Genomic DNA, 2,401 nt, shown 5'->3' with positions numbered 1-2,401 from the left:
TCTGTCAAGGGACGGCGGGAAGTGCCCACAGGCGGACGTGGAAACTGCCCGTAGGCGGTCACGAGGGGGTGCCCGGTGGCGGACATGAATCTGCCCGCTGGTCCGCCACCGGGATGGGTTAGCTCAGGGCGGTGACCCCCTTCCCGGCGAGGGCTTGGGCCAGGCGCACGGAGTCGCCGCTGGTTTGGCAGAGGTGGGCGTGGTGCAGCAGCCGGTCCACGGTGGCGGTGGCGAGCGTTTTGGGCATCAGCTCGTCGAAACCCGACGGGTGCAGGTTGGAGGACACGGCCACCGATTTGCGTTCGTAGGCGGCTTCTACGACCCGATACAGGCCCTCTGCGGCATCAGCTCCCACGGGCAAGAGCCCTACGTCATCGATGACGACGAGCTCGGCACGCACGATCTTGGCGATGGCCTTGCCCAGGGTGTCATCGGCGCGGTGCGCGCGGACCAGGGTGCCGAGTTGTTCGAGGCTGAACCACGCCACGGGCATGCCGGCCTCGATCACTTTCTGGCCGAGCGCTTCGAGGAAGAACGTTTTACCGGTGCCGGCGGGCCCGCACACCACGAGATTCTCACGCCGTTGCACCCATTCGAGGGTTTGCAGGGCGTGCTGGGTGGGCACCGGGATCGATGACGCGGTCTCGTCCCACACGTCAAAGGTCTTGCCGGTCGGGAAGTTCGCCGACTTACGACGCGAGGCCAGCATGGAGCGGGCGCGGCCGGCGGTCTCTTCGGCGAGGAGCGCTTTGATCACTTCGTTGGGGTCCCAGCGTTGGGCGCGGGCGGTGGCCAATACGTCCGCGGCGATCGCACGGGCGTGCGGGAGCCGCAGTTGTTTCATCAATGACTCCACCTCCGGTGAGAGGGCGGCATGGGTGAGGGTGTCGGTCATCGTGTCTGCTCCTCGTCGTCGGCGAGCCCGTTGCTGTTAGTAGTGTTGGTGCCCAACATGTTCCAGCCCTTTGTCCCTTGGGCCAGGGAGGTGGTCTCCGAGGCCTGGTGCCGCGTCTGGTCGAGGTCTTTGGCGGCCAGGATCGAGTCGAGATCACCGGTGGCAAACCGGCCGTGCACGGCGGCATGACCCAACGCCCAGTCCACATCCGAGGTGGTGTGCAGCGCGGCCAGCGATACGGCGTGGCGCATCTTCTCGCGCATGCGTTCAGTGCCGACGGCGGCGGCTTCTTTCAACCACAATCCGGCGCCCTCGCCGATCGCCAGGAAGGCGTGGTCGTCGGCGTTGCGTGACCGAATCCGATAGTCGCCAGGGATTTTCGGTTCATGGTCGGGGAAGTGGGCGTCATCGATCGCCGGGGTACCGCGGGTGGTACGGCGATGCCGGGCCACCTCGGCCGGTCCGCCGTCGTCGAGCGCGCAGACGATCACCTCATCGGTGGCGGGGTGATGACGCACCCACACCGATTGACCCAAAAGTGTTGCCGGGACTGAGTATTGACAGTGATCGAACGAGACCATCGGCGTGTTCTTGGGGACCTGGCGCGTCACCCCCAACCCGGTGGTGTGCGGCAGGTCGGGGATCGGATGCAGTCGGGTGCGTTCCTCGGCGAGCATCTCGATCGGACGTCGCCCGGTGGTGCGGTGCTCACGATCGTTGACCTCGACCATGAACTGCTCACACGCCGCCACGACATCGGTGAACGACTCGTAGGTGTCGAGCAGATTGGTGTCGGTGGGCACGATATCGGCCTTGGCCAGCTTAACCGCGTTTTCCACCCCACCCTTGGTCGCTGGATCCGCCGGCTCGCAGGTGAGCACGGTGGTGCCGTAGTAGCGGCTGAACGACACCGCATCGCGGTTGCGGACCGGGACCCCGGCGATGTGGCCGGTGGTGACGGTTTTCTCGTTGTCGGTCAACACATAGGTCGGTGCGCCACCGATGATGCGGAACGTCCGGTCCAGGCCGGCGAACACACTGGGCGCGGTGCGGTCTCGCAACGCGATGACCACCCGGTAGCGGCACCACGCCAGCCACGCCACCAACAACACGACCTTGCGGCCATCAACAACCGGCCCGTCACCGAAGTCGTACTGCAACCACAACCCGGGTTCGGTGATCCACGGACGGTGAACCCGCGTATTGCCCAGGCGCCATTGGTCTTTCACTTCCGCCACCGCACGTCGTGTGGTACGTTCAGTGCCGCTATAGCCCAGTGCGACGAGCTTTTCGTGTGCCTTGTCGGCGCGGATCTTTCCTTTCGTGTCCTGCACCCACTGCTCGATATGCGGCAGGAAATTGTCGATCGACCGGGCGCGACGCACCGCTGGCGCCAACCCGGCAGCACGATCGTCGACCGCCCGTTTGACCGTGTGGTGGCTGCACCCGCACAACTGCGCGGCAGCCCGATACGACCCCGTCAGGTCGTAGGCATTGAGTATGTCC

At 65.6% G+C, this 2,401-nt stretch carries 2 protein-coding genes; both read right to left on the bottom strand.

Annotation, left to right across the window (positions count from 1 at the left end; all coding sequences use genetic code 11):
• Nucleotides 1-118 precede the first annotated feature (118 nt).
• Complete coding sequence (gene istB / locus OSB52_RS24525) at nucleotides 119-895, bottom strand: IS21-like element helper ATPase IstB (protein ID WP_266063945.1); 777 nt, start codon at nucleotides 893-895, stop codon at nucleotides 119-121.
• A complete protein-coding gene (istA, locus tag OSB52_RS24520) occupies nucleotides 892-2,397 on the bottom strand; it encodes an IS21 family transposase (RefSeq protein ID WP_308203690.1) in 1,506 nt (501 codons plus the stop codon). The genes istB and istA overlap by 4 nt, the downstream gene beginning before the upstream one ends.
• Between the last annotated feature and the right edge of the window lie 4 nt (nucleotides 2,398-2,401).

This window comes from Gordonia aquimaris (assembly GCF_026262595.1).
Classification (GTDB): domain Bacteria; phylum Actinomycetota; class Actinomycetes; order Mycobacteriales; family Mycobacteriaceae; genus Gordonia; species Gordonia tangerina.
Note: the sequence above shows the minus strand (reverse complement) of the source record. Positions and strands in the feature narration are given on the sequence as shown.

Bases quoted from the DNA above. Each gene is read 5' to 3' on its own strand.
- istB (WP_266063945.1), bottom strand. From the start codon at position 895: ATGACCGACACCCTCACCCATGCCGCCCTCTCACCGGAGGTGGAGTCA.